This window comes from Pseudomonas sp. GW821-FHT11G12 (genome assembly GCF_058808055.1).
Window position 1 is genome coordinate 445,627 of the sequence record NZ_JBXARH010000001.1, and the last position, 22,488, is coordinate 468,114.

At 62.1% G+C, this 22,488-nt stretch carries 27 protein-coding genes; 14 read left to right on the top strand and 13 right to left on the bottom strand.

What is annotated here, in order from left to right; genetic code table 11:
• The first annotated feature begins 30 nt into the window (after positions 1–30).
• Positions 31–1,119: a polyamine ABC transporter substrate-binding protein gene (locus tag AC1RR7_RS01980; protein WP_273535910.1), complete on the top strand. Its 1,089-nt coding sequence runs from the start codon at positions 31–33 to the stop codon at positions 1,117–1,119.
• A 157-nt stretch (positions 1,120–1,276) separates the two neighbouring features.
• Complete coding sequence (locus AC1RR7_RS01985) at positions 1,277–1,612, top strand: hypothetical protein (RefSeq protein ID WP_102622033.1); 336 nt, start codon at positions 1,277–1,279, stop codon at positions 1,610–1,612.
• A 72-nt stretch (positions 1,613–1,684) separates the two neighbouring features.
• On the opposite strand, the gene AC1RR7_RS01990 is transcribed toward AC1RR7_RS01985, so the two are convergent.
• Positions 1,685–2,047 carry a hypothetical protein gene (locus AC1RR7_RS01990; protein WP_493155888.1) on the bottom strand — a complete coding sequence of 121 codons (363 nt, stop codon included), beginning with the start codon at positions 2,045–2,047 and terminating at the stop codon, positions 1,685–1,687.
• 124 nt (positions 2,048–2,171) lie between these two features.
• Entirely contained in the window at positions 2,172–2,738 is a 567-nt protein-coding gene (locus AC1RR7_RS01995) for a chorismate mutase (protein WP_096822614.1), read from the bottom strand.
• A gap of 127 nt (positions 2,739–2,865) precedes the next feature.
• Here AC1RR7_RS01995 and AC1RR7_RS02000 point away from each other — a divergent pair, with 127 nt between their 5' ends.
• Positions 2,866–4,221: an MATE family efflux transporter gene (locus AC1RR7_RS02000; RefSeq protein WP_102622031.1), complete on the top strand. Its 1,356-nt coding sequence runs from the start codon at positions 2,866–2,868 to the stop codon at positions 4,219–4,221.
• Between the two features lie 85 nt (positions 4,222–4,306).
• On the opposite strand, the gene AC1RR7_RS02005 is transcribed toward AC1RR7_RS02000, so the two are convergent.
• A complete protein-coding gene (locus tag AC1RR7_RS02005) occupies positions 4,307–5,743 on the bottom strand; it encodes an amidase (RefSeq protein WP_493155891.1) in 1,437 nt (478 codons plus the stop codon).
• Positions 5,744–5,863: 120 nt separating this feature from the next.
• Here AC1RR7_RS02005 and AC1RR7_RS02010 point away from each other — a divergent pair, with 120 nt between their 5' ends.
• On the top strand, positions 5,864–6,769 hold the full coding sequence (locus AC1RR7_RS02010) for a LysR family transcriptional regulator (protein ID WP_273540560.1): 906 nt from the start codon (positions 5,864–5,866) through the stop codon (positions 6,767–6,769).
• A 54-nt stretch (positions 6,770–6,823) separates the two neighbouring features.
• Entirely contained in the window at positions 6,824–7,381 is a 558-nt protein-coding gene (locus AC1RR7_RS02015; RefSeq protein ID WP_096822610.1) for a YceI family protein, read from the top strand.
• A gap of 6 nt (positions 7,382–7,387) precedes the next feature.
• Here AC1RR7_RS02015 and AC1RR7_RS02020 read toward each other — a convergent pair whose 3' ends face one another.
• Positions 7,388–7,600, bottom strand: a complete 213-nt coding sequence (locus AC1RR7_RS02020; RefSeq protein ID WP_096822609.1) for a YXWGXW repeat-containing protein — start codon at positions 7,598–7,600, stop codon at positions 7,388–7,390.
• A 42-nt stretch (positions 7,601–7,642) separates the two neighbouring features.
• Positions 7,643–7,966, bottom strand: a complete 324-nt coding sequence (locus tag AC1RR7_RS02025) for a YXWGXW repeat-containing protein (RefSeq protein WP_102622027.1) — start codon at positions 7,964–7,966, stop codon at positions 7,643–7,645.
• Positions 7,967–8,149: 183 nt separating this feature from the next.
• Between AC1RR7_RS02025 and AC1RR7_RS02030 the strand changes: the two genes are divergently transcribed.
• Positions 8,150–8,836, top strand: coding sequence for a GNAT family N-acetyltransferase (locus AC1RR7_RS02030; protein WP_096822607.1), 687 nt, complete (start codon positions 8,150–8,152; stop codon positions 8,834–8,836).
• Between the two features lie 64 nt (positions 8,837–8,900).
• On the opposite strand, the gene AC1RR7_RS02035 is transcribed toward AC1RR7_RS02030, so the two are convergent.
• Positions 8,901–9,341, bottom strand: a complete 441-nt coding sequence (locus tag AC1RR7_RS02035) for a hotdog fold domain-containing protein (protein ID WP_102622026.1) — start codon at positions 9,339–9,341, stop codon at positions 8,901–8,903.
• A gap of 163 nt (positions 9,342–9,504) precedes the next feature.
• Between AC1RR7_RS02035 and AC1RR7_RS02040 the strand changes: the two genes are divergently transcribed.
• Complete coding sequence (locus AC1RR7_RS02040; protein WP_102622041.1) at positions 9,505–10,131, top strand: TetR/AcrR family transcriptional regulator; 627 nt, start codon at positions 9,505–9,507, stop codon at positions 10,129–10,131.
• Positions 10,132–10,323: 192 nt separating this feature from the next.
• Here the strand turns inward: AC1RR7_RS02040 and AC1RR7_RS02045 are convergent, their stop codons facing one another.
• Positions 10,324–10,956, bottom strand: coding sequence for a TetR/AcrR family transcriptional regulator (locus AC1RR7_RS02045; RefSeq protein WP_493155893.1), 633 nt, complete (start codon positions 10,954–10,956; stop codon positions 10,324–10,326).
• Between the two features lie 87 nt (positions 10,957–11,043).
• Here AC1RR7_RS02045 and AC1RR7_RS02050 point away from each other — a divergent pair, with 87 nt between their 5' ends.
• Entirely contained in the window at positions 11,044–11,628 is a 585-nt protein-coding gene (locus AC1RR7_RS02050) for an NAD(P)H-dependent oxidoreductase (protein ID WP_493155895.1), read from the top strand.
• Between the two features lie 18 nt (positions 11,629–11,646).
• Here AC1RR7_RS02050 and AC1RR7_RS02055 read toward each other — a convergent pair whose 3' ends face one another.
• Positions 11,647–12,765 (bottom strand): DmpA family aminopeptidase, encoded by a 1,119-nt coding sequence (locus AC1RR7_RS02055; protein WP_493155897.1) that lies wholly within the window; start codon positions 12,763–12,765, stop codon positions 11,647–11,649.
• Between the two features lie 27 nt (positions 12,766–12,792).
• Complete coding sequence (locus tag AC1RR7_RS02060; RefSeq protein WP_493155899.1) at positions 12,793–13,896, bottom strand: polyamine ABC transporter substrate-binding protein; 1,104 nt, start codon at positions 13,894–13,896, stop codon at positions 12,793–12,795.
• A 111-nt stretch (positions 13,897–14,007) separates the two neighbouring features.
• Between AC1RR7_RS02060 and AC1RR7_RS02065 the strand changes: the two genes are divergently transcribed.
• Positions 14,008–14,781 carry a helix-turn-helix transcriptional regulator gene (locus AC1RR7_RS02065; RefSeq protein WP_493155901.1) on the top strand — a complete coding sequence of 258 codons (774 nt, stop codon included), beginning with the start codon at positions 14,008–14,010 and terminating at the stop codon, positions 14,779–14,781.
• 6 nt (positions 14,782–14,787) lie between these two features.
• On the opposite strand, the gene AC1RR7_RS02070 is transcribed toward AC1RR7_RS02065, so the two are convergent.
• A complete protein-coding gene (locus AC1RR7_RS02070) occupies positions 14,788–15,729 on the bottom strand; it encodes a class I SAM-dependent methyltransferase (protein WP_493155903.1) in 942 nt (313 codons plus the stop codon).
• Between the two features lie 188 nt (positions 15,730–15,917).
• Between AC1RR7_RS02070 and AC1RR7_RS02075 the strand changes: the two genes are divergently transcribed.
• On the top strand, positions 15,918–16,331 hold the full coding sequence (locus tag AC1RR7_RS02075; protein ID WP_096822599.1) for a response regulator: 414 nt from the start codon (positions 15,918–15,920) through the stop codon (positions 16,329–16,331).
• A 63-nt stretch (positions 16,332–16,394) separates the two neighbouring features.
• A complete protein-coding gene (locus tag AC1RR7_RS02080; protein WP_493155905.1) occupies positions 16,395–17,060 on the top strand; it encodes an HAD family hydrolase in 666 nt (221 codons plus the stop codon).
• Here AC1RR7_RS02080 and AC1RR7_RS02085 read toward each other — a convergent pair.
• Positions 17,057–17,716: a methyltransferase family protein gene (locus AC1RR7_RS02085; RefSeq protein ID WP_096822597.1), complete on the bottom strand. Its 660-nt coding sequence runs from the start codon at positions 17,714–17,716 to the stop codon at positions 17,057–17,059. The genes AC1RR7_RS02080 and AC1RR7_RS02085 overlap by 4 nt on opposite strands.
• 164 nt (positions 17,717–17,880) lie before the next feature.
• Between AC1RR7_RS02085 and AC1RR7_RS02090 the strand changes: the two genes are divergently transcribed.
• On the top strand, positions 17,881–18,798 hold the full coding sequence (locus AC1RR7_RS02090; RefSeq protein WP_493155907.1) for a pyridoxal-phosphate dependent enzyme: 918 nt from the start codon (positions 17,881–17,883) through the stop codon (positions 18,796–18,798).
• Positions 18,799–19,051: 253 nt separating this feature from the next.
• On the opposite strand, the gene AC1RR7_RS02095 is transcribed toward AC1RR7_RS02090, so the two are convergent.
• Both AC1RR7_RS02095 and AC1RR7_RS02100 read right to left on the bottom strand, forming a co-directional pair.
• Entirely contained in the window at positions 19,052–19,423 is a 372-nt protein-coding gene (locus AC1RR7_RS02095; RefSeq protein ID WP_493155909.1) for an endonuclease domain-containing protein, read from the bottom strand.
• 208 nt (positions 19,424–19,631) lie between these two features.
• On the bottom strand, positions 19,632–20,534 hold the full coding sequence (locus tag AC1RR7_RS02100; protein ID WP_102622017.1) for a LysR substrate-binding domain-containing protein: 903 nt from the start codon (positions 20,532–20,534) through the stop codon (positions 19,632–19,634).
• A 113-nt stretch (positions 20,535–20,647) separates the two neighbouring features.
• On the opposite strand from AC1RR7_RS02100, the gene AC1RR7_RS02105 reads away from it, so the two are divergent.
• Entirely contained in the window at positions 20,648–21,670 is a 1,023-nt protein-coding gene (locus tag AC1RR7_RS02105; protein ID WP_493065102.1) for an aldo/keto reductase, read from the top strand.
• Positions 21,667–22,464: an SDR family NAD(P)-dependent oxidoreductase gene (locus AC1RR7_RS02110; RefSeq protein WP_096822593.1), complete on the top strand. Its 798-nt coding sequence runs from the start codon at positions 21,667–21,669 to the stop codon at positions 22,462–22,464. Before AC1RR7_RS02105 ends, AC1RR7_RS02110 begins: the two co-directional genes overlap by 4 nt.
• Positions 22,465–22,488 lie beyond the last annotated feature (24 nt).

Consider the following 22,488-nt stretch of genomic DNA (forward strand, 5'->3'; position numbering starts at 1 on the left):
ACAAAAGCCACTCAATTCAGGTGACAGAACATGCGCGTCAATACACTTTCCCTGGCGGTCTTGCTCGCAACGGCTTCGGCGGGCGCTCTTGCCGACGAAGCGGTCAACATTTCCAACTGGAACGGCTACATCGCCGACGACACCCTGGCCAACTTCACCAAAGACACCGGCATCAAGGCCACTTACGACATCCATGACAGCAATGAAGTGCTGGAATCGAAATTGATGACCGGCAATACCGGTTACGACGTGGTCAGTCCGTCGAACCACTTTCTGTCGCGACTGATCAAGGCCGGCGCCATCCAGAAACTCGACAAGTCGCAACTACCCAACTGGAAGAACCTCGATCCGCAGTTGATGAAAAAACTTGAAGTCAACGACCCGGGCAATCAATACGGTTATCCGTACATGTGGGGCACCGCCGGCATCGGTTACAACGTCGAGAAGATCAAGGCGATCTTCGGCAACACGGACGTTACCCGCTCGTGGAAGATGTTCTTCGAAGAGGACAACATCAAGAAGTTGAGCCAGTGCGGTGTTGCAATCATCGACAACCCGACTCAGGTACTACCGATCACCCTCAACTACCTGGGCTTGCCGCCACACAGCCATGAACCGGCGGATTACAAAAAAGCCGAAGCGGCCTTGTTCAAGATTCGCCCTTACGTGCAGTACTTCCATGCGTCGAAGTACATCAGCGATCTGGCCAACGGCAACGTCTGTGCGGTGATCGGCTTCAACGGCGATGTGGTCCAGGCGGCCGCCAGTGCCAGGGAAGCGAAAAACGGCATCGACATCGCCTATTCGATCCCGGACGAAGGCACGACGTTGTGGTTCGACATGGTGGTCATGCCCAAGAACGCGCCCCACGAGAAGAACGGCTACACCTACATGAACTATCTGCTGGAACCCAAGGTGATCGCCAACATCAGCAACAGCATTCACTACGCCAACCCCAACGCGGCTGCCAATGAGTTCCTGACACCGGCGGTGAAACAGGATCTGGCGATCTATCCGCCGAAAGAGGTGATGGACAAATTGTTCACCGTGGAAGAGTTGCCGGCGGCGATTGCCCGGTTGACGACGCGGTTGTGGACCAAACTCAAGACCAACACTTGAAGTTGAAGAGGTAACGCTGTCGGCGATTAAACCGACAGCGTTACATGAAACACGCTTCATGAAATATTGTCAGGTTGATACCAATGTGCCACTGCCTCCAGTAAAGTGTGCGCCGCCCGAGAGATGGATCCCGGGCTTATACCCATGGAGTCTTGAAGTGAAATACCTCAGCAAAGTAGTCGCCGCCGCACTGTTCGGTGTGGTTCTGGCAGGTTGCACCGGCACCGCGATGAACACCAAACAATACGACAGCAGCCAATACACCGTGATTGGCCACAGCGAAGCGACCGCCACCGGCCTGCTGCTGTTCGGCATTATCCCGATCCGTCAGAACAGCCGTTTCGTCCGCGCCCAGGATGCCGCGATCAAAGCCCGTGGCGGCGACGCGATGATCAACACCCAAGTCCAGGAAAACTGGTTCTGGGCATGGGTTCTGACTGGCTACACCACCAAGATCTCCGGTGACGTGGTCAAGCTGAGAACCGCTCAGTAAGCGACGGTTGGATGTGAAAAAGCCCGGCTGATCAGGCCGGGCTTTTCTTTTTCTTGCGATTGGGCCGTCAAGTCATGCGACGCGGCGTTCCATCAGACGATCCGAACCACCTTCAGCAACGCGACGTTCCAGCAGACGATCCGAGCCACCTTCAGCTACACGGCGCTCTTGCAGACGGTCCGAGCCACCTTCGGCAACTCGACGTTCCAGCAGACGATCCGAGCCACCTTCGGCAACTCGACGTTCCAGCAGACGATCCGAGCCACCTTCGGCAACGCGACGTTCTTGCAGACGATCCGAACCACCTTCTGCTACACGGTGTTCGATCAACCGATCCGAACCGCCTTCGGCGATCATGGTGTGAGCGGGTTTGGCTGCAAAAGCGTTGACTGCAAGAACCGAGAAAGCGATGCCGAGAAGGATTTGGCGTTTCATGATCGTGTGCTCCGGGGTGTTGTTTGTTTGGTATGGAGCCGATCTTACGCCCGGGATTTTTTATGAGAACTTCATTGACGTGATGGTGACTATCGACGCCAGCGATGGATGCCTGAGCCCCGATTCACGGGGCTGTCGCGCGAACGCATAGCTCCCCGGTGGCGCGGGTCAGGGCCAGTTCGTGCAACCCGTCATGAGTCAAACCGCTACGCGCCTTGGCCAGCCATACCGGGCAATTCGGGTCGCGGCGGTAGGGCGTGAAGTCGGCGTATTGCTGCAACAGGCGGGATTGCAGCTCATCCAGGCGCGGCCGAATCTGCTTGCCCAGATCCGGGCGCGGTGTGTCCGGCGCGGCACCCGCCGCTTGCCACTTCGCCAGCAAACCGTATTGCACCAGCTTGTTGGCTTCCATCTGCGCGGCGATCAACTGCGCCACGTCTTCTGGATCTAGTTTGCGTTCAGTGGCCAGCGTTCGGGCGTTGGCGATGACCTGGGCTTCGCGGGGACTGTCCTGGATCGGCTTGCCGCTGTCCCACTTGGTCAGGGCGACGAGATCGCCGATGTTCAGGCGTTCGTTCAGGGTGCTCAGCAGGCTTTGCAGCGATTGGGGCGCTGGCGTCGGGGCGGCGTTGGCTGTCGTCGCCAGAACGGCAAAAAGGGTAGAGGTCAGCAGGGTCGAGACGCGGGACATGGGATCGGTTCACTTCCATTTTGGGCAAGTGGTGGAGATTACGAAGTTTTAATGCAAACGGGTACGACCTGAAGCGCTTTGCATACCTTAGACTCTCCCCATCGCTCCCACCCGAGACGGACCCTCAATGCAAAACCCCGCCCAAAAACCCCTCTGGAAAACCTACCTGCTGTTCCTTGCCCCGATGGTGCTGTCGAACTTCCTGCAGTCGATGTCCGGCACGGTCAACAGCATCTATATCGGCCAGATGCTCGGCACTCAGGCGCTGGCGGCGGTGTCGGGGATGTTTCCGATCATCTTTTTCTTTATCGCGCTGGTCATCGGTCTGGGCGCCGGGGCGGGGGTGTTGATCGGCCAGGCGTGGGGCGCGCGTGAGTCGCATATGGTGAAGGCGATTGCCGGGGCGACGTTGTTGCTGGGGGTGTTGATCGGGCTGGTCGCGGCGGTGCTGGGCAGTGTGTTTGCGCGTCAGGCGTTGCAGGGGTTGGGGACGCCGGCGGATGTGCTGGACGACGCGGTGGCCTATGCCCGCGTGATGATGTGGACCTTGCCGTTTGTGCTGGTGTACGTGCTGTTCACTCAGTTGTTGCGCGGGGTCAGCGACACGCTGTCGCCGATGCTGGCACTGCTGCTGTCGACCGTCGTCGGTCTGGCGCTGACTCCGGCGTTCATTCGCGGATGGCTGGGCTTGCCGCAGTTGGGGATTCAGAGCGCGGCGTTCGCCGGGCTGGCCGGTACGCTGGCGGCGATGGCATGGCTGGCGTGGAGCCTGATCCGCAAGGGTCATCCACTGGCGCCGGACCGGGAGTTCTTCGGGGCGTTGCGGCTGGACGGCGAGATCCTCGGCAAGGTGTTGCGCATCGGTCTGCCGACCGGGGTGCAGATGATTGTGTTGTCGCTGTCGGAGCTGGTGATTCTGGCGCTGGTCAACCAGCACGGCTCCCAGGCGACGGCGGCGTATGGCGCGGTGACGCAGATCGTCAACTACGTGCAGTTTCCGGCGCTGTCGATTGCAATCACCGCGTCGATCCTCGGCGCCCAGGCGATTGGCGCCGGGCGGCTGGAGCGGATGGGCCCGATCCTGCGCACCGGGCTGTGGATCAACGTGTGCCTGACCGGTGGTTTGATCGTGCTCGGTTACCTGTTGTCGCACTGGCTGCTGGGGCTGTTCCTGACCGAGGACTCGACCCGGGCGATGGCCGAGCACTTGTTGCACATCATGCTGTGGAGCCTGTTGATCTTCGGCTTCCAGGCCATCATCGGCGGGATCATGCGCGCCAGCGGCACGGTGCTGGTACCCGTCGCGATCGCGATCATTTGCGTGGTCGGCGTGCAGTTGCCGGCGGCGTACTGGCTGGATGGGCAGTTCGGTTTGCAGGGTGTGTGGATGGCGTTTCCGGTGGCGTACCTCGGGATGCTGGTGCTGCAGACGCTGTACTACAAACTGGTCTGGCAGCATCAGAAGATCGAGCGGCTGGTTTGACGGATCGCAACTGATCGAGCGGCCCGATCCGCAAAGGGTTGTCCTGTGAGGGACAGCCCTTTTTTGTGCGCGACGGAAAGGGCTGTTAATTCAGATTGCCGACCCGAATCAGTGGCCGACGGTGCTGCCACGGCAAGGCCTGTTCGAGTTGCCCGGCCAGGCGCAACAACAGGTCATCGGCGCCGAAGCGTGCGGCAAATTGCAGGCCTATCGGCAGGCCGCTGCCGGACATGCCCAGCGGCAGTGAAATTGCCGGGGTTCCCGCGACATTGAACACCGGCGTGAAGGGCGAGTGCTCGAAGACCCGCGCCGTCCATTGCCGCCCGTTCATGGTTTCGGCGCCTTGGTTGTAGGTGCCGATGGCCTGGGGCAGGTGCGGCAGGGTCGGGGTCAGCAGTACATCAATGTCCTCGAACCACGCGGCCACCTGACGGGCGATGCTGTTGCGCACCTCCAGCGCAGCGGCGAAATCCGTGCCGCGCGATTGTTGGCCGAAGGCGTAGCAGGCGAGGGTGGCCGGTTCCAGGGTGCTGCGATCGACAGGGCGCCGGGTTGCAGCGGCGAGGTGGTCGATCCAGCGCACCAGGCTGGCACACCAGATATGCGCATTGGCTTCGACGAAGGCGTCCCACGACAGACCGAGCGGTGCCCGGACGGTTTCAACCTGATGGCCGAGGGATTGAAGTTCACGGGCAACACGAGCGGTGGCATCGGCGGTATCGGGATCGATGCTGGCCCCGTTCCACGGCGTGTCGAGCAAGCCGATGCGCAACCGTCCGGGATCGCGGCCGACCTGAGCCAGAAAACCTTCGGCCGGTGCCGCCGTGTAATAAGGATCACCCGGCGCACAGCCCTGCACCACATCCATCAGCGCCGCGCTGTCGCGCACCGTCCGCGACAGGCCCAATTGCACGCCGAGCCCGGCAAACACTTCATCCATCAATGGCCCGTGGGAGCTGCGGCCGCGCGTCGGCTTGAGGCCCACCAGACCATTGAAGGCTGCCGGAACACGGATCGATCCTGCCGCGTCGGTGGCATGGGCGATGGGTACGATGCCGGCGGCGACAGCCGCGCCGGCGCCACCGCTCGAGCCCCCGGCGGAAAGTTGCGGGTTCCACGGATTGCGGGTCGGGCCTTGCAGGACGGAGTCGGTTTCGGTGCTGAACGCCATTTCCGGGGTGGTGGTGCGGCCGAGGGTGATGAGCCCGGCGGCGTTGAAGCGTTGCATCAGCGTGGAATCGCTTTCTGCGACCAGGCCCTGCGCGAGTCGGCTGCCCAGTTCATTACGCCGTCCGGCCGCGGTGATTGCCAGGTCCTTGATCAGAAACGGTACCCCGGCCAACGGGCCACTGCCGCTGGCAGCCGTCGGCGTCCAGTGTTCGATGATCGCGTTGATCGATGGGTTGACCTGCTGTATCGCTTCGATGGCCAGTGTGGCCAGCTCTTTGGCGTGGACTTCGCCGGACGCAACCAACTGCGCGAGGCCAATGCCATCGTGTTCGGCGTATTCGTTGAGATTCATGGGTATCACTCCGAGAGGGAGCGTCGATATTAGGTCGCAGGGTCTCAGGTGATTAGCCCATAATCGCGGCATGAAATGTGCCATGAGTGGCACAATCCATTGTCCTCAGGCAGGCCCGAAATGATCCGCGATTTGAACGACACGCTGGTGTTTGTCCGCGTGGTGCGCCTCGGCAGTTTCACCGCTGCCGCCCACGCCTTGCAGATTCCGAAAACCACGGTCAGCCGCCGGGTGCGCGAGCTGGAGCAGGCCATCGGTGTGCAACTGCTGCGCCGCACCACCCGCCAGTTGAGCCTGACCGAGGCGGGCGCGGTGTATTACGAGCAGTGCAAAACCATCGCCGACACCCTCGAACACGCCGAACGGGCCGTGCATCAATTGCGTGACGGGCCGCGTGGCTGGTTGCGGGTAACGGTACCGTTTTCATTCGGGGTGAGTTGGTTTGCACCGTTGCTGGCGGGGTTTCGTCAGGCGTACCCGGAAATTCGCCTGGAGATTCTGGCCTCCCACGTACCGATGGATCTGGTGGGCGAGGAGATCGATGTGGCGCTGCGGTTGGGAGCATTGCCGGACTCGAGCCTGATCGCCCGCCGGCTGGCGAGTTTCCCCACAGGTATTTACGCGGCCCCGGCATACCTCGCGCATCACGGTACGCCGCAAACTCCGGAAGAATTGCTTCACCATCAAACGTTGACGCTGCATCAGGCCCGGCGCGATGTCGGTTATGTCTGGCCGTTGCGTCGGGAAGGGGCGCGCCTGAGAGACTATCGAGTCGAGCCCACCATCCTCGCCAACGACCCGGCGCTGTTGCACGATGCGTTGCGGGCAGGCGAAGGGCTGAGTCTGGGAATGGACCTGAGCATGAAAGCCGATGTGCAGGCCGGACGCCTGATCCGGGTTCTGCCGGAGTGGATCGGCCCGCCGCAGGATCTCAACGCGGTCACGGCTCGCGAACATCTGCCGTCGCCCAAGGTGACGGCGCTGATCGGTTACTTGAAGGCGCGCATGAACGGTGAAGTGGCATAACCGCTCGATGTTTGCTTAAGTCAGTCGAGGCCCATCGAGGCACCGGAGCATCCCATGTCGATTCGATTGTTGTTGGTTGCTGTGTGTTGCCTGATCGTCATGCCGGCGGCGCAGGCGGTGGAGTACACCCGGGTCAATACCACCGCCAGCCAGATCAGTTTCACCTATAACCAGATGGGCTCGCGGATGTACGGCACGTTCGGCAAGTTCGACGCGACGCTGGACTTCGACACCGAGCGTCTGGGCAGCGCCCGCACCACGTTGCACATCGACCTCACCAGCATCGACGCCGGCAGCGAAGACGCCAACACGGAGCTGGTGAAACCGGCGTGGTTCGACACGCAAAAGTTTCCGACGGCGGTGTTCGAATCGACCCGTTTCAGCCGGGTCGATGAAAACCATTACCTGGTTGCCGGCCGACTCACGCTCAAAGGTGTCACCCGCGAGGTGCAGGTGCCGGTGCAATTGAAGCCGGACAGCAGCATCGGCATCTTCGACGGTGAACTGGTGCTCAAGCGCGACGCATTCGGCCTCGGTGCCGGGGAGTGGGCCGACACCGTGGTTTCGAACGACATCGCGATCAAGTTCAAGGTCGTTGCACCGGCGCAGTGACCGGCCTCAATACGCCCGCCAATGCCCCGGCACCCAGCGCCATTGGTTGCCGGCCCAGCGGTAATGACCGGCGACCCAGTGATAACCCGGCGCAGGCATTACCGGGACCACTTCGACGATCGGTGGTGGCCGGTGCGGGCGGACCGGTTCGACGACGCAGCCCGACAGAGTGATTGCCACGAGTGAGGCAGCGAGCAAGGTTTTCAGGGTTTTCGACATGACGATGTTCCTGGTGGATGACGTGGGCGGGCAGGCGAGCAATCAACGCACCCAATGACCTTCAATCCAGTACCAGTTCGGCCCGCGGGCCTGCCAGTGGCCCGGTTTCCAGCGTGCGCCGTGACGCACCGGTTGCCAGTGTCCCGGCACCCACGCGTAACCTCGGCCTTCCCAGCGCCAATGGCCCTGATCCCAGGCATAGCCGGGCCGTGCACCGGGCATCGGTTCCATACGCATCGGTGGCGGGGCTTCACGGATGATGATTTCGGGCTGGGCAAACACCGGGGTACTGGCCAGCGCGGCCAGTGTCAGCGGCACCAGCAGCAGGGCTTTTCGCCATTTGAACAGGGAACGCAGAACGTTCATGACAACTCCTCAGGGCCTGCGTCGGGAAATGAACGCAGCTGAAGAATTGGACGCCAGATCGGCGAAAGATCCGTTCTCGGGCAGATGAAATTTTTGTCAGGCTTGCACAGGGTATGATGTCGCGGTTCGCCGGTCGCTCAACCCGCCCGGCAGCTTGTGTTTTACCGCCGGAGTCCACCCGCCATGCCCCGCATCACCCACTACAAATCCCCGTGCCCCGAGAGCGTCAACAGCCAGATCCTGCAAATGGTGGTCGACTACCTGACCGACATCAGCGCGATCGGTCTGGGCCCGAGCAACCTGCTGTACAACGTCTATCAGTACGCGGTCGGCTACGAGGTGCATTTGTATCTGGAGGCGTTGAACGGCGAGAAGGGCACCGAGGTGGAACTGCTGGTGGCCACCGACGACGAAGACCCGGAGCAGGTGATCGGCTTCCTGTTGTACTTGCCGGTGCAGGGCGATTGGGAGGCGTGCAACGTGGCGTATCTGGCGGTGCAGCAACCGTACCGCCGTCAGGGCGTGGCCCGGGCGTTGATCGCCGACATGCTGACGCGTTACCCCCATGCCGAGCTGACGTGCAGCGTGGGTAAAGTCCCGTATTTCGAGGCGCTGGGCTTTGAGGTGCTGGGCCAGTTGGAGACCCAGGTGCTGATGAGCACCCGGCATTACCGCAGCAACGGCTTGCGCGGTTTTATCGACACCACGCCGATCTACCGCTCGCTCGAAGTGCAGCAGATCCACACCTACCTCCTGCAAAAGCACGGCAAACGGGCGATGGTCGATGCCGAGAAACAGCGCGACCGGCATCTGGATCAAGTCACGCGGCACACCGAAGAATTTGTCCGCCAGCGTCTGACCGTTCACTGATCCGGCGAACGGCAAAAGCCCTTGTTGCGATGACAGCAACAAGGGCTTTTTTGTGCCTGGGATTTCAGGACAGCTTCACGTTCATGGTGATTCGCGCCGTGAACACCTTCTTGCCTTCGGCGTCGTGGATGTCCACCGGCACGATCTTGTCGCCTTCGGTCTGCCAGTCCAGCCCTTCGCCATTGGCCACGGCGGTCACATCGGATTTGGCTTTGGCGAGGTACTCGACGGTCATGCCTTTGGGAATCCAGCGTGCACCGGCGGGAATCGACACGTCGGTCATCATCCCGGCCGCCAGTTCGGCGGCGTTGCACATGGCAATGGCGTGCACGGTGCCGAGGTGGTTGGTGATCTCGCGGTGAAACGGCACCTGTACCGTCGCCGAACCTGCGCGCAGTTCGCTGACCAACGGATTGATGCTGCTGAAATACGGCGCGACCTGACAGGCCATCTGGCTGAACGCTTGGGGGCCGGCGCTGGTGAACATGCTGAGAAACTGACTCATGGTTAAGCCTCGCGATTAGGAGATTTAAAGAATAATGTTCCGTAACAGAATATTGTTCTGTAACGGAACGGTATTCTGTCCGTGGGAAATCTGTCAACCTAGGCGCGTTTCGATTACCGGCACGGGCGTGCCTTTCAACCGGATTTACAAGGCCTTCAACCCCATGGACACCGCAGATCTACTCGAGCGCAGCTACCCCGGCCGCCGGGCCGAACTCAAGCGCGACATCTTTCGCAAGGCCTTGCGCCTGTTCAACGAACAGGGGATCGAGGCCACCACCATCGAAATGATCCGCGCCGAGTGCGACACCAGTGTCGGGGCGATCTATCACCATTTCGGCAACAAGGAAGGGCTGGTAGCCGCGTTGTTTTTCACCGCCCTGGAGGACCAGGCGCGCCTGCGCGATGCGTACCTGGCCGACGCAACGACCACCGAAGAGGGCGTGCAGGCGCTGGTCTTCAGCTATGTGGATTGGGTCGAGAACCAGCCGGAATGGGCGCGGTTCCAGTATCACGCGCGTTATGCCGTGACCCGGGGCCCCCACAAGGACGAACTGGCCGCCCGCAACAAGACGCGCAATCTCAGCCTGCGCACCTGGCTGAGCGAGCCCGGGCGCGCCGCCGAACTCAATGAGTGTCCCGCCGAGCTGCTGCCGTCGCTGATCGTCGGTCAGGCGGACAGCTATTGCCGGGCATGGTTGTCCGGGCGGGTGAAGGGCAGTCCGAAGGCTTATCGCGAGTTGCTGGCGCAGGCCACGTGGCGTTCGATCCGTAGCGAACCGGAACGCTGATTTTCAGAGACAAAAAAAGAGCCTCAAGACTCTTTGATAGGGAGGAGTAGAGCCCGTGAGGCTCAAGATGCGCGTGAAACAAAGTGCGGGCTTGATTGGGGTTCAGGGCACCTGCACCTACGCAGCGGTTTGGCGAACCAAGCGACTGCGTATCTCCATCCTAGGAAGGTGCGGCGGCGGTCTCAAGTACCGTCAGTCACTTGCTTTTGCGGCGCTGGCGGCGGCCCTTTCGACCATCGCGGCGATCGTTGCAAACAGCTCGTCACGGGCCTGTGTGGCGCTGATTTCTCCGGTCGCCGCTGCTTGAGACAGCGCCTCGGCGGCGCCGAGCATGGCGCGTAATCCCGCCTGGGTAATGTCGCCACCCTCAGCGAAAGGCGACAGCACGCTGCGGCACTTCTCCAGGAAAATCGCCTCGTACTCGCGCTTGATCTTCTCCAGTTCCGGCGTGCTCGCCAGTGCGGCGATCACCCCGGGAATCTCGTTGCCCTGGGTCAGCACACAATCGACATACGCCGTGGCGATCACCGAGGCGGTGCCGCTCAACGTCGCCTCGCAATTGCCTAGCGCAATATCCATCAGCGCGGTCTGGCGTCTGTCGAAATCCTGATACAGCGCAGCCAGCAAACCGGCGCGAGTGGTGAAGTGGTCGTAGACCACCGGTTTGGTCACGCCAGCCTTTTCCGCCAGATAACCCAGGGTCAGCGCATCGGTGCCTTCTTCGCGAATCAATTGCCAGGCCATGTCGAGCAACTGGCGCTGGCGGTCTTTCCGTGACAGGCGTCGGCGGGGCTGAGCGGCTTCGGAAATTTCAGTGGTTGACATCGATTATATACCAAAAGTAACTTACGATTCGTAACTTACCAAGAGTATATAACCCTTGGTCAGCATCCACCAACCGGAGATTTCCCTATGCACGCATTGATTGTTGTGGCTCATGACGACCCCCGTTCGCTGACCCATGCGCTGGCGCAGCAGATTGCCAAAGGCCTGTCAGAGAGCGATCTGTCCAACACCTTCGAAATCGCTGACCTGCACGCCGAGGAATTCGATCCGCGTTTTGGCGTGGCCGATTGGGCCGTGCATCACCGCGAATCCGCACCGCCAGCAGACGTGCTGGCCGAGCAGGCACGCATCGACCGCGCCGATGCGCTGGTGCTGGTGTATCCGGTGTTCTGGTGGTCGATGCCGGCGCTGCTCAAGGGCTGGATCGACCGGGTGTTCAGCAATGGCTGGGCGTTTGATTTCGACGGTGATTCGACGCTGAAGAAGCTGGGACGACTGCGTGTGCAACTGGTCGCACTCGGCGGGGCGGATGCACGCACCTACGAACGCCACGGCTACGGCGCGGCGATGAAGGCGCAGATCGACCACGGCATTTTCGATTATTGCGGGGCGACGGTGGCGGGCTCGGCGTTGTTGCTGGAGTCCGAGTTGCGCGACCCTGCGGTGCAACTGCAGGCGGCGCGCGAACTCGGACTTGGGTTGTTCCGCTAAAGGTCTTTGGGAACCGTTTCAGCGAGCGCCGGGCCAGCCTGCTTTATCCAGGGCGGCGAGCAGGGTCGCGGCATCCAGCCCCGGCACCGAATGCCCGTTGCCTTCGGTGCTGTCGCTGGCAAGCAGGGCGTTGATGATCGCTTCTTCAACCGCCTCGGTCGCCGCCAGAAACAGCTCGCTGATGTGGTCGTTGTTGACCATCCGCAAGCCGTCACAGGTGGACGCGCCTTTGCCTTCATAGGCGGCGGGCGGGATGTGGCCGTTGCCGGTGGCGAAGGCGATGAAAATGTCGCCGCTGTGGTCTTCGTTACCGCCGCCGGTACGCGCCAGACCGAGGCTCGCCCGTTGCGCCAGTCGCGTGCATTGATGCGGCAACAGTGGCGCATCGGTGGCCAGGCACACCACGATCGAACCCATGCCCGGATGGGGTAGCAAGGCACGCAGGAACGGCGAATCCACCTGTTCCATGTAGCGCCCGACGGGGTAGCCGTCGACCCGCAACTCGCTGCGAATCCCATGGTTGGCCTGGACGATGGCGCCCACCGTCCAGCCACCCTGAGCCTTGCTCAATCGGCGCGATGCGCTGCCGATTCCACCCTTGAATTCATGGCAGATCATGCCGCTGCCACCGCCCACCGCGCCTTCCTGCACCGGGCCATCGACTGCATTGCCCATGGCCTCGGCAACGTGTTCAGGCTTCACGTGAAAGCCGTTGATGTCGTTGAGCAAACCATCGAAAGTTTCCAGCACCACCGGCATGTTCCAGTAGAGACGACCGTCGTCCGGTTGCTGCGCGCGATCCAGTTCGATCAAGGCATCGCGCACCACGCCGAGGCTGTGGGTGTTGGTGAAGGCGATCGGACTGGTCAGCAGGCCGGCTTCGCGAATCCATTCCAGCCCCGTGGCATCACCGTTGCCGTTGAGCACGTGAACGCCGGCAAAACACGGTTGAGCATTGGTCGAACCTGCGCGCGGTTCGATGAGGGTGACGCCGGTGCAGATGTCGCGTCCGGCGGTGCTTTGCCCCCGCACATTGCTGTGGCCGACCCGCACGCCGGGCACGTCGGTGATGGCATTGAGCGGGCCGGGCTGCAGTTGGCCGATGCGGATATGGAGATCGCGGGCTCTTGGTTTCATGGTGTTTTCTTCTCTGTTCATTTTTGATTATTGGCCGTTCTTGACCTTGCTCCAGACCCGCGTGCGTACCCGTTCGGTGGCTTTGGGCAGGGGCTCGAGGGTGAACAACGTGGCCATCGCCGTGGCAGACGGATACACCGCCGGGTTGTCGCGGGTGGCTTCGGCGACCAGCGCGGTGGCGGCGCGGTTGCCGTTGGGGTAGGAGAGGTGATCGCTGACCGGCGCAATCACGTCGGGCCGCAGCAGGTAGTCGATGAACGCCAGGCCCTGGGTCGGATGCGGCGCGTCCTTGAGCAGCACCAGCGTGTCGAACCACACCGGCGCGCCTTCCTTCGGCAGGCTGTACTGGATCTTCACGCCGTTGCCGGCCTGCTCGGCGTTGGTCTTGGCTTCGAGCATCGCGCCGGACCAGCCGACCGCCACGCAGATGTTGCCGTTGGACAGATCGCTGATGAATTTCGAGGAGTTGAAGTAGGCGATATGCGGGCGCAGTTTCAGCAGCAGCGCTTCGGCTTTCTGATAGTCCTCGGCGTTGGTGCTGTTCGGCGGCAAGCCAAGATAGTGCAACGCGACCGGTAGCATTTCCGACGGCGAATCGAGCATCGCCACGCCGCACTCGCCGAGCTTGGCCAGGTTCTCTTCCTTGAACACCAGATCCCAGGAATCCACCGGCGCCTTGTCGCCCAGTACGGCGCGCACCTTGTCGACGTTGTAGCCGATGCCGTTGGTGCCCCACAGATACGGCACGGCGTACTGGTTGCCGGGGTCGTTGTTGGCCAGTTTGCTCAGCAGGTCGTTGTCGAGATTTTTCCAGCCCGGCAATTGATTGCGGGGCAGCGGGGCGAGGGCGCCGGCCTTGATCAGGGTCGGCAGGCTGAAATTGCTTGCCACCACCACGTCGTAGCCGCTGTGGCTGGTCATCAGTTTGCCTTCCAGCACTTCGGCGCTGTCGAAGGTGTCGTAGACCGGTTCGATGCCGCTGTCGCGCTTGAAATCATGCAGGGTGTTCGGGCCGATGTAGTCGTACCAGTTGTAGACATGCACGCTCGGCGTATCGGCCGCTTGAGCGGTCAGTGCGACGGACACGACGCCCGCCAGGCCCAGGTTGATATACCCACGATGACAACGCATGATGCGGCACTCCTGGCCTGCGGCAGGCCGGTAATGAACAGGAGTGGTCAGCCTATCGGGCAGGCCGCGCCAGACCCATTCCCATCATGGGTTACTCAAAAGGGGTAGAGCGTGGACGCGTTGCTGCAGGAATTGCCGGTGCATCAGAGCCTGTCGCGGGTGTTCACCAGCATCGGCCAGGACGGTTTCTGGCGGGCGCTGGTCGATACCTTGCGGCTGCTGGTGCCGCTGGACAATGCGCTGGTGGCGGTGATGCAGACGGGGCGCCCGCCGCAATTGCTGATCGATGTCGACAGCCAGGGCCGCGCCGAGGAGCAGGAAGAACTGGCCGGTTACTGTGCCGGCATGTACTTGCTAGATCCGTTCTATCAGGCCGCGTGCGCCGGGATCACCGACGGTTTGCACAGCCTCGCGTCCGTGGCACCGGACCAGTTTCTGCACAGCGAGTACTACCTGAGCTACTTCCGCTCGGTGGTCGGCGCGGATGAGTTGCAATTCATGGTCAACACCGACGACGGCGTGCTCGGCTTGTCGATGGGCCGGGCCACGGCGTTCAGTTTGCAGGAGCAAGGGCGCCTGCTGTGCGTACGGGACTGGGTGTTGTCAGCGATGCGCCGGCATGTGCAGTTGATGCCGCCGCAAGGTGCGGTGGTCGAGGCGCCGGTCGGCGATCTGGCGGCGCTGCTGGACCGTTTCGACGCGCGGCTGACCGCGCGCGAAATCGATACGGCGCGCCTGATTCTCCAGGGCTTCTCGAGCAAAGCCATCGCCCAGCACATGAACATTTCGCCGGAGACGGTGAAGGTGCATCGGCGCAACCTCTATCACAAGCTCAACGTCACCGGGCATGGCGAGCTGTTTGCGCTGGTGTTGCGTCCACGCTGACCGTGGTCAGCCGATCTGCTTGAACAGCAGCGCCTTCAGACCGCTTTCAGGATCGACATCCGGAAACTCCGGTGGATTCTCAAGCCGCTGCTCGAAACGCAGGCTCGGCGCCTCTTGGGTCACGCCATCGATCAGGAAATCCGAACCGAACGCCGGATCGTTCATGCACGCCAGCACCGTGCCTTGGGCCGTCAGCAGTTCCGGCAGGCGGCGCAGTACGCGCTGGTAATCCTTGGTCAGCAGGAAACTGCCTTTCTGGAACGACGGCGGGTCGATGATCACCAGATCATACGGGCCGCTGTTGATGACCTTGCCCCAGGACTTGAACAGGTCGTGGCCGAGAAAACTCACCTTGCTCAGGTCATGCCCGTTCAGGCGGTGATTGTCGCGGCCGCGGCTCAGCGCCGCGCGGGACATGTCGAGGTTGACCACATGGTTGGCGCCGCCCTCGATGGCTGCCACCGAGAAACCGCAGGTGTAGGCGAACAGGTTCAGCACCCGTTTGCCGGCAGACTGCTCGCGCACCCAGTTGCGTCCGTAGCGCATGTCGAGGAACAGCCCGGCGTTCTGCTTGCGGCCCAGATCCACGCGGTATTTCAGCCCGCCCTCGACGATGGTCATCTCGTCGATTTCTTCGCCCAGCAGCCATTCGGCGGTGCTTTGCGGCAGGTAGCGATGCTGGATCAACAGGGTGTGAGCGCCGGATTGCTGCCATGGCGCTGAACCGGTGATTTCCAGCAACAAGCGCTTGAGGTGTTCCAGTTGCGAAGCCTCGGGTTCCTTGAACAGCGACACCAGCACCACGCCTTGCAGCCAGTCGACGGTGAGCTGTTCCAGCCCCGGCCAGCAGCGTCCACGGCCATGGAACAGGCGCCGGGTTTCGGCCGGTGCCGAAGTCAGCGCGGTGAGCAGGTGGGCGTGGAGAACGGCGAGGGCTTCAGGGTTCATCAATCGGGATCGGCAAGCAAAAGGGCGCGCATTTTAACCGCAATTACGGGTCGGCGACTGCCCGTTGACCGGGTGTTATCGAAAAGACCTGTATCAAAAATGAATTTCTGTAGAAGGCGCTGCTCATACCAGATAAGCAGCGGGATCAAGCCGCTAAATCGTTCATGCAATTCAGGGAGTGCCAGTTCATGTGTCCAATTCCGACGGCGAGCGCGCACCTTCCTGGCGGGTTGATTCTGGTAGTCGAGGATGACCCGTTGATTCTGGAGTTTTTGTGCGAAATTCTTCAGGAGGAAGGTTTCAAGGTCGAGCCGCAGACCAGTGCCGATGCGGCGTCGCGATACCTGGAAGAGCACGCGCCGGAAGTCGCGCTGCTGCTCACCGACATCACCATGCCCGGCACCCTCAATGGCGCGGACCTGGCCAATCTGGTCGGCGAGCGCTGGCCGGAAAAACCGGTGATGGTCATGTCCGGTTATGAAACGCCGGAGACCTCCGGCGTCCGCCATCCAGTGGCGTTCATCAAGAAACCCTGGGCTATCGGCCAGTTGCTCGATTGCGTGGACGACGCATTCAAATCCAAGGCACCGCGTCTGCACTGAAGCCTTCGGCAGATGCTACATTGCCGGGCACATTTGCCCGGCTCTGCCTAAGGATGCGATCCCTTGTCTGCTCACGATGCTGTTTTCAATCGCGCGTTCGGCGCGTTCCTGTTCGACATGGACGGCACCGTCCTCAACTCCATCGCCGCCGCCGAGCGGATCTGGGCGGCCTGGGCCGAGCGTCATGGCGTGGATGTCGAAACCTTCCTGCCGACCATCCACGGCGTGCGCGCCATCGACACCATCACTCGCCTGAACCTGCCGGGCGTGGACGCCGAGGCGCAAGCGGCGTTCATCACCGAGGCGGAAATCGAAGACGTTGAAGGCATTGTCGAGATTCCCGGTGCAGCGGCGTTTCTCAAGTCGTTGCCGGCAGATCGCTGGGCCATGGTGACCTCGGCGCCACGGGATCTGGCGTTGCGGCGAATGGCGGCGGCGGGGATTCCCGAGCCTGCGGTGATGATCACGGCTGAAGACGTGACGGCGGGCAAACCTGACCCGGCCGGCTATCGACTGGCCGCCAAACGTCTGGGACTGGAACCGGCCGATTGCCTGATTTTCGAAGACGCGACTGTTGGCATTCAGGCGGCGGAAGCGGCCGGTGCGTCGTTGATGATCATCACCGCGACTCACCAGCATCCGATTGAAACCTCACACGCGACCATCGCCAGTTACCGCGACGTTGCGCTGAGCATCGACAACAACGGCCAGTTACGCCTGCAACCTTAGTAAACGCCCGGCAACAACCGCCAGCTGCGCGCGCAATAGGCATCGTATTCGGCGCCGAACTGGGTGCGCAGCAAGGCTTCTTCTGAATGGATGCGGGCAATCAGCGGGATCAGTGTCAGCGCCGCCAGCAGGATCCCGACGACCGAACGAAACGCCAGTGCCCAGCCCAGTGCGTTGACGACCAGCCCCAGATAGCTGGGATTGCGCAGGTGCGTGTAGATGCCTTCAGTGACCAGTCGATGTCCCGGCTGAATCGCCACCAATCCGCTGAAACGGTGGCCCAGAACGAACACCGGCCACAGGCGCAAGGCACCGCCAGCGATGAACAACAACGCCCCCAGCCAACGGGTGCCTTCGCGGCCAACGGTCCAGAAACCGATGCGGTCGCAGTAAGCCGGCAGAAAAGCACTGACCAGCCCGATCACGCCGAACGCCGGAATCACCCAGCGATTGGCCCGGTCCTCGCGTTCGCCCGAACTCAGGTTCACCTCGCTGAACAGCGACACCACCACCATCGCCAGCGTCGCCAGCGCCACCACCACCAGCGCGCCGTGGGAAAAGAACACCGCCACGCCACCAATGCCCCACATCGCCAGCCCCAGGTAGGCGAGAGTGGCGATTACCGCGACGACGGTCATTTGCGCTGACATTTTCATAGGCACCTCACGGCTGTTCCGTTCAGTGTAGATCGCTGCACGATCCCCGGCGTTTACCGTCGAGGGGGCAGGGTGAACTAAGCTTCAGACAGGGACGTTTCGACTTCAACCGTCCACGCGCCGGCGAACAGGTCGCCCGGGCGTGGCGTCATCAGGAGTCCGCCATGCTGCACATCCGCACGCCGTTGATCCTCCATCCGACCCTGTCGACCACTTTCCGGCGTATCTGGCTGAAACTGGAAAACCTGCAACCCTGTGGTTCTTTCAAACTGCGCGGCATGGGCCTGCTGTGCAGTCAGGCAGCGGCGCAGGGCAAGCGCAAAGTCGTCTGCCCGTCCGGTGGCAATGCAGGTCTTGCGACGGCGGTGGCGGCGGTCAGCCTGGGCCTGCAGGCCTGCATCGTAGTGCCACACACCACCCCCGAAGCCACCCGCGCGCGCATTCGTCGTACCGGTGCCGAAGTCATCGTCCATGGCAAAGTCTGGGATGAGGCCAATCAGCGCGCCCGTGAACTGGCCAGCGCGGCGGACACCGAATACGTCCCGGCCTTCGATCACCCGGTGTTGTGGCAAGGGCACAGCACAATGATCGATGAAATCCTCGAAGACTGCCCGCAGGTCGACACCGTGGTCACCTCGGTCGGCGGCGGGGGATTGCTTGCAGGAATTCTCACAGGGCTGCTGCGCCATGACCGGCGTGACTGCCGGATCATCACCTGCGAAACCCAGGGCGCCGCCTCGTTTGCCGCCGCCGTACAGGCCGGCCACCCGGTGCGCCTGAGCAAAATCGACACCGTCGCCACCTCCCTTGGCGCCGCGCAAGTGGCGGAGTGGCCGGTGCAGCACATCGGCGAGTTCGATCACGAATGCCTGGTGCTGTCCGATGACGACGCGATCATGGGCGTGGTGCGTTATGCCAGTGATTTGCGGCAACTGGTGGAGCCGGCGTGCGGGGTGTCGCTGGCGGTGGCTTATCTGGATCATCCGGCGCTGGCGGGGGCTCGGGACGTGGTGGTTGTTGTTTGTGGCGGGGTGAGTATCAGTGCGCAGTTGGTGGCGGGGTGGGCGCGGTTGGGGGGCTGATTCCGATGTTGTTACTAACTCCCCAAAGCCCCTCACCCCAGCCCTCTCCCGGAGGGAGAGGGGGCCGACCGCAGTGTCTCAGGTCATGCATCGACCTGAAAAACCGAGTCGATTATGGATTCCAAGCATCGACCTGAGACTCCAAGTCGATTATGGATTCAAAACAGTTCGCCCACGTCGGCGGACTTCTCGAATATCCCCCAATCAGTTCCCTCTCCCTCTGGGAGAGGGCTAGGGTGAGGGCGCTTTCGGATCAACGTCGCAATCGAAGTTCCTCCGCGATCCTGACAATCTGCTCCAAAACATCATCCATCTGCTGAATCACCTCAAGATTACTGAACCGCACCACCTCAATCCCAAGCCGCTGAAGATAGAGCGTCCGCCGCCGATCATGAACCTCTCCCGCCTTTTCATAATGCTGCCCCCCATCCAGCTCCACCGCGAACCTCAACTCCACACAATAAAAATCCAGCAAAAACGGCGGGATCGGCACCTGCCGCCGAAATTTCAGCCCCGCCACCTGCCGCGCACGCAGCCTTTGCCAAAGCATCTGCTCGCAATCGGTCTGGCTGGCGCGCAACCGGCGGGCGAATCGGCGTTGGTCGAGGGTAGGGCGATTTTGCATGCTTCACGTCCTTGTGAAGTGGGATGGAAGATTCACTGTAGACCAGACCAACAGCCAGTGCCGCCATCGCCAGTCTGCTGATTGAGTCCAAGAACTGGATGGGTTGAGTCCATTACGGATTCACCACCAATCGACCACGTCGGTGTACTTCTCGAATATCCCCCGATCGGTCCCCTCTCCCTTCGGGCGGTCCGACGTTTCGGGAGGGTTAGGGTGAGGGCTCGGCGATATCGGATCCAGTCAAAACCTCCCGAAACGTCTCCACCAACGGCCGCAAATTAATCCTGTGCCAAGCCGCCCACAGCGGCGTGGTAAATGCCAGCCACGGCACCTCCCGCAACACCACACCCGGCGGGGCGTTGTGGCTCAGGCCTTTCTGGATCATTGCAATCCCCAGCCCCGAAGCAACCAGCCCCAGCGCGGTGAACGGCTCGGTCGCCTGCATCCGTACATCCGGGGTGAAGCCGGCGCGCAGGCAGGCACTCACAAAATCGTCGCCCGCGTCCTGACGGGGTTGTACGCCGATCCACTCCTGAGTGGCCAGATCCTCCGGGCTCAGCGATGCCTGTGCGGCCAATGGATGCTGCTCCGGCAGCGCCAGCAGCATCGGATCGTCCAGCACCTGGAAGCCCAGCAAGTCAGGATCGTCGGTCGTCGGCGGCTCGCTGACCAGTGCGATATCGAGACTACGCTGACGCAGGCCTTCGAGTTGTTCGGCGGAGCTGAGGTTGTACAGCGCGACATGCACGTTCGGCCGATCTGCCCGCAACACGCGCAAGGCATTGGGCAATACGCCCGCGTGCATGGCGTTCTCGATGTAGCCGATGCACAAGCCACCTTCTTCTCCACGGCCCAGGCGTTTGCCGAGGGATTCCAGGCGATTGGCGTGGGTCAGCAAGGCGCGGGTTTCGGCAAGGAACGTATGGCCGTCGCGGGTCAGGCGGATGCGTTGCTGGCTGCGTTCGAACAGGGTCAGGCCCAGGCGCTCTTCGAGCTGGGCGATCTGCCGGCTCAGGGGCGACTGGGAAATGTGCAGGCGCTCGGCCGCGCGGCCGACGTGCTCTTCCTCGGCGACGACCACGAAGTAGCGCAATTGGCGGAAATCGATCATGTCAGACCTATAGGGACTCAAGTGCTGCGCATTATGTCTTGGACGGTCTGAGTGTCGCAATCTAGGATCTGCTCAACGGTCAACCACGACCCAGACACTACGAGGAAATCCCCATGAGCTTGAAAGACAAACTGCCCGGCCAGCTGGGCTTCGGCACCGCGCCACTGGGCAACATGTTCCGCGCCATTCCCGAGGAAGAAGCCCAGGCCACCGTGCATGCGGCGTGGGATGCCGGCGTGCGTTACTTCGACACCGCGCCGTTCTACGGCTCGGGCCTGTCGGAAATCCGCCTCGGCGAAGCACTGTCCCGCTACAAGCGCGATGACTATGTGCTCAGCACCAAGGTCGGCCGGGTCATTCTCGATGAAGTCGAAGACGCCGCCGCCCGGGATCTGGGCGAGAAGAGCGGGGTGTTCGAACACGGCCGCCCGAACAGGATCGTCAACGACTACAGCGCCGACGCCACCCTGCGCTCGATTGAAGACAGCCTCGAACGCCTGAAAACCGATCGCCTCGACATCGTCTGGGTGCACGACATCGCTCAGGACTTCTACGGCGACCAATGGCTGGAGTATTTCAATCAGGCCCGCACCGGGGCCTTCAAAGTCCTGACCCGCCTGCGTGAAGAAGGCGTGATCAAGGGCTGGGGCCTGGGCGTGAATAAAGTCGAGCCGTGCGAGTTGACGCTCGACCTGACCGAGGCGCAGCCTGACGGCTTCCTGTTGGCCGGCCGCTACACCTTGCTCGATCACGACCGCGCCTTGCAGCGTCTGATGGATTCGGCGCGGGCGCAGAACGTTGAAATCGTTGTTGGCGGCCCATATAGCTCGGGAATCCTGGCCGGTGGCGCGCACTTCGAATACCAGAAGGCCAGCCCGCAAATCATTGCCAAGGTCGAGCAGATCAAACGCATCGCCGCCGTCCACGGCGTGGATGTCAAAGCGGCTGCACTACAATTCTCGCTGGCCAATCCGGCCGTGGCGGCCGTGATTCCCGGCGCGAGCAAACCGGGGCGCATCGCTGAAGATGTAGCGGCGCTGTCGGCGGTCATTCCGGCCGGTTTCTGGCAGGCCATGCGTGAAGCGAAACTGGTGTCCGAACGTGCACCATTACCTATCGACGAGGTGAAAGCATGAAGATCGATCTGAGCGGGAAACTGGCGATTGTCAGCGGCAGCACGGCAGGTATCGGTTTGGGCATCAGCCAGTCGCTGGCCGAGGCGGGCGCCACGGTGGTGGTGATCGGTCGCGACGCGGCCAAGGTCGAGCAGGCACTGGCGAGCATTCGGCAAGCCGTTCCGGGCGCGAAACTGCGCGGTCTGACGGCGGATCTGGGCACGGCCGAAGGCGCGCAGAAACTGTTCGCCGCCGAGCCGAAAGCCGACATCCTGGTGAACAACCTCGGGATCTACAACGCCGTGGATTTCTTCGACGCGCCCGACGATGAGTGGACGCGCTTCTATGAAATCAACGTGATCTCCGGCGTGCGCCTGTCGCGACATTACGTGCCGGCGATGGTCGAGCAGGGCTGGGGGCGGGTGATCTTCCTGTCTTCGGAATCCGGCGTGGCCACCCCGGCCGACATGATCAACTACGGCGTGACCAAAAGCGCCAACCTCGCGGTGTCCCATGGCCTGGCCAAACGCTTGGCCGGCACCGGGGTGACGGTCAATGCAATCCTGCCGGGGCCGACCTTCACCGACGGCGTCGAAGAGATGCTCAAGGATGCCGCCGCCGAGTCCGGCCGTAGCTTGCGGGACGAAGCCGACGCGTTTGTGCGCAGGGCCCGTCCGACCTCGATCATCCAGCGCGTGGCCAATGTCGAAGAAGTCGCGCACCTGGTGACCTACATCGCTTCACCGCTGTCCTCGGCCACCACCGGCGCGGCATTGCGCGTCGACGGCGGCGTGGTCGACAGCCTGGCAATCTGAATTCCTCAAGAGAGACGTTTATTT